The following is a 6,701-nucleotide window of genomic DNA, read 5'->3' on the forward strand; positions in this document are numbered from 1 at the left end:
ATCTTTTGATCTTTCGCTCAGGACTCAATTGTCTGGGAAAAGATCGCAGCCTCGTTGCACTCGACAGCTCCTACACCGCAACCCAGCGGGAGCAAGCTCCCTCGCCACAAAAGCGGCTAGAGCCTCACACTGGCAAACGTCGACTCATTACGCGCCTGGCTCAACGCCGACAACGGGCCGGACAATGGCGACAGCACCAGGGCCTGTGGCAGCGGCATCATCGCCACCTGCTGCGCGGTGTTGGAGCCGACGCGCTCGTCGCGCGGTGGAATGCCGAAGTATTCGCGGTAGCACTTGGAGAAGTGCGGCGTGGAGACGAAACCGCACACCGACGCCACTTCGATGATCGACATCGGCGTCTGCTTGAGCAGTTGCCGCGCCCGGATCAGCCGCAGCTTGAGGTAATAGCGTGACGGCGAGCAATGCAGGTATTTCTGGAACAAGCGCTCCAACTGGCGCCGGGAGACGGCGACGTACACCGCCAGTTCGTCCAGGTCGATCGGCTCTTCGAGATTGGCTTCCATCAGCGCGACGATTTCCTGCAACTTCGGCTGATTGGTACCCAGCATGTGCTTGAGTGGCACGCGCTGGTGATCCTGCTCGTTGCGAATGCGCTCATAGACAAACATTTCGGAGATCGCTGCCGACAACTCGCGGCCGTGATCGCGGCTGATCAGGTGCAGCATCATGTCCAGTGGCGCCGTGCCGCCGGAACTGGTGAAGCGGTTGCGGTCGAGGGTGAACAGACGGGTGCTCATCGATACCCGCGGAAAGGCTTCCTGCATTGCCGCCAGACATTCCCAGTGCACACTGCAATCGAAGCCATCGAGCAGACCCGCGCAGGCCAAGGCCCAACTGCCGGTGCAGACCGCGCCGAGGCGCCGGGACTGACGGGCCTGGCTTTGCAGCCATGACACGTGTTCACGGGTGACGGTGCGCTGAATGCCAACGCCGCCACACACAATGACGGTATCGATAGGCGGCGCTTTGTGCATGGCCGCGTCCGGCGTGATTTGCAAACCATCACTGGCCCAGACCTGGCCGCCATCAACGGTGAGGGTGGTCCAGCGATACAGCTCGCGACCGGACAGCTGGTTGGCCATGCGCAGCGGCTCCACCGCGGACGCCAGGGAAATGAGCGTGAAATTGTCCAGCAGCAAAAAGCCGATGGATTGAGGCGCACGGTTCTGGGATTGAGCCCCTGGGTTGGACGTCGTCATCGCGGTATCTCCTCACACAAAGCAAGTGATGGCCTCAGGCGGAGGCTCTTTTTATTGGTTGTTGCCCTTGGTCTCTACACAGCAGACGGGCTTTACATCGATAGAGCAATTGCCATGCCTAAATTGAATGCGTGTTCAATAAATCCTGAAAACGACATCGCGCCCAGTCTAAATAAGGCACGCGATGAGTGTGGGTTATAGGTGCCATCAGTGGCGGCAGGCGCCCGCCACAGCCGGCCGTGAGCAGAACGGTAGCACTTGTGGGAACTGGGCTGCGGCACTTGCGCAACCGGTATCACCACAGGTGCGAATGACGAACGGTCGAGGGACGAACAGCGGTGGGTCCGACAAACGGTGTCATGTCTGTTTGCGACGCGCTAAAAGGTGGCGCGTTTGTGGATCAGTGTGCATTTTGTGAGCGATATGCGATCGCCTCTGGCGAGGCGATCAGCACTCCACCGCACTGACCGCCAGGCCACCGCGCGATGTCTCTTTATATTTGTCATGCATGTCGGCGCCGGTGTCGCGCATGGTACGGATCACCCGGTCCAGAGAGATGAAGTGCTGGCCGTCTCCGCGCAGCGCCATCTGCGCAGCGTTGATGGCTTTCACCGCCGCTATCGCGTTGCGCTCGATACACGGCACCTGCACCAGACCACCCACCGGATCGCAGGTCAGGCCGAGGTTGTGTTCCAGGCCGATTTCCGCCGCGTTGCACAGTTGCTCGGGGGTCGCGCCAAGGATCTCCGCCAGGCCAGCGGCAGCCATGGCGCATGCCGAGCCCACTTCCCCCTGGCAACCGACTTCGGCGCCGGAAATAGAGGCGTTCTTTTTGCACAGGATTCCCACCGCCGCCGCGCCGAGAAAATAATCCACCACGTTGGCGTCGGTGACCGCTTCGCTGAACTTCATGAAGTAATGCAGCACTGCCGGAATGATTCCCGCCGCGCCATTGGTCGGCGCCGTCACCATGCGGCCACCGGCGGCGTTTTCCTCGTTGACCGCCAGGGCGAACAGGTTGACCCATTCCATGGCACTCAGGGTCGAACCGATGACATTGGGTTTGTTCAGTTCTTGCAAACTGCGGTGCAACTTGGCTGCTCGCCGACGCACATTCAAACCGCCGGGCAGAATGCCCTCGTGCTTGAGACCTTGCTCGACGCAGTCCTGCATCGCCCGCCAGAGTTTCATCAGGCCGCTGCGGATCTCCTCCTCCGAGCGCCAGACCTTTTCGTTGGCCATCATGAGCTCGGCCACCCGAAGGTTATGGGTGCGACACAACTGGAGCAGTTCTTCGGCACTGGAAAAATCGTAAGGCAACTCGGTGGCATCCAGATCCACCACGCCGCTGGACGCCTGGGCCTGATCGACGACGAAGCCACCGCCGACTGAATAATAGGTGTCACGGTGCAATTCAGCGTTGTCGCCTTCGGCCACCAGCGTCATGGCATTGGGATGGAACGGCAGGTTTTCGTCGATCAGGCGCATGTCCCGGGACCAGACGAAAGGCACCGGCAGACGACCGTCCAGCAGCAGGGTCTGGGTTTCGCGCAGCAGCTCGATGCGGGGGCCAATCTGCGACGGGTCGATCGCGTCTGGCCACTCGCCCATCAAGCCCATGATCACGGCGTTATCACTGCCATGGCCGATGCCAGTGGCAGACAGGGAACCGTAAAGCTGAACTTCCAGGCGCGTTACTTGTTCCAAAACACCCTGTTCACGTAAACGCTGCACAAACAGCGCTGCAGCGCGCATGGGCCCCACGGTGTGGGAACTGGACGGGCCGATACCAATTTTGAACAGGTCGAACACGCTGATTGCCATTGCCGAGAACCTCCAGAACAGGCACATCCGGGCGCAGGAGCGCCCGGTGGCGGAGCTGCTACGCTCAACGCCGGGATGCCCGCATCATCCGGCTTTTGCCAGGGCGTTCGACGTCTGACACCGACGCAATCATGCCCACCGACGTCGCCCGCCCTTTGCCCCGGTTTTACGACGTTTTTTGCGTATCAGAGGCCAGCCAAGGGCGAAAAAAATCTGTAAACGACGTCACTAACACTGGATGCGACCCTCCCTGTACTGGATACGACGCACCCTGTAGGCGACAGATTTGCACTGGTACATGATCGGTTACGGCTCGTTTGCAAGGCCGCGTGTCAGAGAGTGCTCACGCGCCCCCAACCGCAACATCCAAAAAAAGTGCGGATGTCCTTGAACGGGCGCCGCCGATAAAACACCAGGAGTCCACCCATGAAAGGTTCCACGCCGTTGTTGTTGGCCGCCATGCTGAGTCTTCCGCTGCTGGCCAACGCTGCTGAACCCGCGCAGTGCAGCACCGTCAACTTCTCCGATGTCGGCTGGACCGACATCACCGTGACCACCGCCACCACCAGCGTGGTACTCGAGGCCCTGGGCTACAAAACCAAGACCACCATGATTTCCGTACCCGTGACCTACAAGTCCCTGGCCGACGGCAAGAACATGGATGTGTTCCTCGGCAACTGGATGCCGACGATGGAAAACGACATCAAGGCCTACCGCGAAGCCGGTACCGTGGATACGGTGCGGGCCAACCTGGAGAACGCCAAGTACACCCTGGCGGTACCCGAAGAGCTCTATAACAAAGGACTGAAGGATTTCGCCGACATCGCCAAGTTCAAGAAGGAACTGGACGGCAAGATCTACGGCATCGAACCGGGTAACGACGGCAACCGTCTGATCCAGAGCATGATCGACAAGAACGCTTTCGGCCTCAAGGACGCCGGCTTCAAGATCGTCGAGTCCAGCGAAGCCGGCATGCTGTCACAGGTCGATCGCGCCGAGCGCCGCAGCACCGCCGTGGTGTTCCTGGGCTGGGAACCACATCCGATGAACACCCGCTTCAAGATGAAGTACCTCACCGGTGGTGACGAGTACTTCGGTCCGAATTTCGGTCAGGCAACCATCTACACCAATACCCGCAAAGGCTACGTCCAGGAATGCAGCAACGTAGGTCAGCTGTTGAAAAACCTGGCCTTCACCCTGGACATGGAAAGCACGCTGATGGGCAACGTGCTTGACGACAAGATGAAACCTGACGCGGCCGCCAAGGCCTGGCTGAAGAAAAACCCACAGGTACTCGATACCTGGCTCGCTGGCGTGACCACCATTGACGGTAAACCCGGCCTGGACGCCGTGAAAGCCAAGCTTGCGCAGTAATGCTTTTATGCCGGGCGGGTTCGCTCGTCCGGGCTGTTTATTCCTTGCATGCGGATGTTCACTACCATGCTGATTGATCAGAAAATACCCTTGGGCCAGTACATCGCGAGCTTTGTCGATTGGTTGACGCAACACGGCGCCAACACATTCGATGCCATCGCCCTGTCACTGGAAACGATGATTCACGGCGTGACGTTTGCGCTGACCTGGTTCAACCCGCTTGTCTTGATCGGCCTCATCGCTCTACTGGCGCATTTTATCCAGCGCAAATGGGGCCTGACGGTCTTCGTTATCGCAGCCTTTCTGCTTATCCTGAACCTGGGTTACTGGCAGGAAACCATGGAAACCCTGGCCCAGGTGCTGTTCGCGACCCTGGTCTGTGTCTTGATCGGCGTGCCGCTGGGCATTGTTGCCGCGCACAAGCCGCTGTTCTACACCATGATGCGTCCGGTGCTCGATCTGATGCAGACCGTACCGACCTTCGTTTACCTCATTCCTACCCTGACCCTTTTCGGGCTGGGTGTGGTCCCTGGCCTGATCTCGACGGTGGTGTTCGCGATTGCCGCGCCCATCCGCTTGACCTACCTGGGTATCCGCGACGTTCCAGACGAACTGATGGACGCCGGCAAAGCCTTCGGCTGCTCCCGTCGCCAACTGCTGTCCCGTATCGAACTGCCCCATGCGATGCCCAGCATCGCGGCCGGTATCACCCAATGCATCATGCTGTCGTTGTCGATGGTGGTCATCGCCGCGCTGGTGGGTGCCGACGGCCTGGGCAAACCCGTGGTCAACGCACTGAACACCGCTGATATCGCCCTGGGCTTCGAAGCAGGCCTGGCGATCGTATTGCTGGCAATCATGCTCGACCGAATCTGCAAGCAACCCGACGCCAAAGTAGGGGGTGACGCATGAGCATAATCCGCTTCGAAGAGGTCGACGTGATCTTTTCCAAAGATCCACGTGAAGCCCTCAAGCTGCTCGACCAAGGCATGACGCGCAACGAAATCCTGAAGAAAACCGGGCAAATCGTCGGTGTGGAAAAAGCCAGCCTGGACATTGAAAAAGGCGAAATCTGCGTACTGATGGGGCTGTCCGGCTCCGGCAAATCCAGCCTGCTGCGTTGCATCAACGGCTTGAACACCGTCAGTCGCGGAAAATTGTTCGTCGAGCATGAAGGCCGGCAGATCGACATCGCCTCCTGCAGCCCGGCCGAGCTGAAGATGATGCGTACCAAGCGCATCGCCATGGTGTTCCAGAAGTTCGCCCTGATGCCTTGGCTGACGGTGCGCGAAAACATCAGCTTCGGCCTGGAAATGCAGGGCCGGCCGGAAAAGGAACGCAAGAAGCTGGTGGATGAAAAACTTGAGCTGGTGGGCCTGACCCAGTGGCGCAACAAGAAACCTGACGAGTTGTCCGGCGGCATGCAGCAACGGGTCGGCCTGGCCCGCGCCCTGGCGATGGACGCCGATATCCTGCTGATGGACGAACCTTTCTCGGCCCTCGACCCTCTGATCCGCCAGGGCTTGCAGGACGAATTGCTGGAGTTGCAACGCAAACTGAGCAAGACCATCGTGTTCGTCAGCCATGACCTGGACGAAGCCCTGAAGCTGGGCAGCCGGATCGCGATCATGAAAGACGGCCGGATCATCCAGTACAGCAAGCCCGAAGAAATCGTGCTGAACCCGGCCGACGATTACGTGCGCACCTTCGTCGCCCACACCAACCCGCTCAACGTGCTCTGTGGCCGCAGCCTGATGCGCACCCTGGACAACTGCAAGCGCATCAACGGTTCGGTGTGCCTGGATCCGGGCGGCGACTCCTGGCTCGATCTGGCCGAAGGCAACACCATCAAGGGTGCCCGTCAGAACGGCGCGGCGCTGGACCTGCAAAACTGGGCCCCGGGCCAAGCCGTCGAAGGCCTGGGCCGTCGTCCGACCCTGGTGGACTCCAACATCGGCATGCGCGACGCGCTGCAGATTCGCTACCAGACCGGCAATAAACTGGTGCTTCACGATAACCAGCAGGTCGTCGGGATTCTTGGCGACAGTGAGCTGTACCACGCACTGCTCGGCAAAAACCTGGGCTAAGCGAAACCGACGAAAACGCCGCGAGATGATCGCGGCGTTTTTGTTTGTGCAGATATGCCTTGGCACTGCCCTTGGTGGCGAGGGAGCTTGCTCCCGCTCGGCTGCGCGTAGGAGCTGCCGAAGGCTGCGATCTTTTGATCTTTCGCTCAGGACTCAATTGTCTGGGAAAAGATCGCAGCCTCGTTGCACTCGACAG

5 protein-coding genes are annotated in these 6,701 nt (G+C 59.7%); 3 read left to right on the forward strand and 2 right to left on the reverse strand.

What is annotated here, in order from left to right; all coding sequences use genetic code 11:
• Window positions 1-116: 116 nt before the first annotated feature.
• Together BMY45_RS27125 and BMY45_RS27130 are read right to left on the reverse strand one after the other, a co-directional pair.
• On the reverse strand, window positions 117-1,220 hold the full coding sequence (locus BMY45_RS27125; protein ID WP_092403477.1) for a choline metabolism transcriptional regulator GbdR: 1,104 nt from the start codon (window positions 1,218-1,220) through the stop codon (window positions 117-119).
• A gap of 447 nt (window positions 1,221-1,667) precedes the next feature.
• Entirely contained in the window at window positions 1,668-3,044 is a 1,377-nt protein-coding gene (locus BMY45_RS27130; protein ID WP_092403479.1) for an L-serine ammonia-lyase, read from the reverse strand.
• Window positions 3,045-3,470: 426 nt separating this feature from the next.
• Here BMY45_RS27130 and BMY45_RS27135 point away from each other — a divergent pair, with 426 nt between their 5' ends.
• From BMY45_RS27135 to choV, 3 genes are all read left to right on the forward strand, one after another.
• The gene (locus tag BMY45_RS27135; RefSeq protein WP_092403481.1) at window positions 3,471-4,418 is read left to right on the forward strand and encodes a choline ABC transporter substrate-binding protein; all 948 of its coding nucleotides are present in this window, start codon (window positions 3,471-3,473) and stop codon (window positions 4,416-4,418) included.
• 66 nt (window positions 4,419-4,484) lie between these two features.
• Window positions 4,485-5,330 carry a choline ABC transporter permease subunit gene (choW, locus tag BMY45_RS27140; protein WP_092403485.1) on the forward strand — a complete coding sequence of 282 codons (846 nt, stop codon included), beginning with the start codon at window positions 4,485-4,487 and terminating at the stop codon, window positions 5,328-5,330.
• Complete coding sequence (choV, locus tag BMY45_RS27145; RefSeq protein ID WP_092403483.1) at window positions 5,327-6,505, forward strand: choline ABC transporter ATP-binding protein; 1,179 nt, start codon at window positions 5,327-5,329, stop codon at window positions 6,503-6,505. Before choW ends, choV begins: the two co-directional genes overlap by 4 nt.
• Window positions 6,506-6,701 lie beyond the last annotated feature (196 nt).

It is taken from the genome of Pseudomonas sp. NFACC39-1 (assembly GCF_900110355.1).
In the GTDB taxonomy this organism is placed as follows: Bacteria; Pseudomonadota; Gammaproteobacteria; order Pseudomonadales; family Pseudomonadaceae; genus Aquipseudomonas; species Aquipseudomonas tehranensis.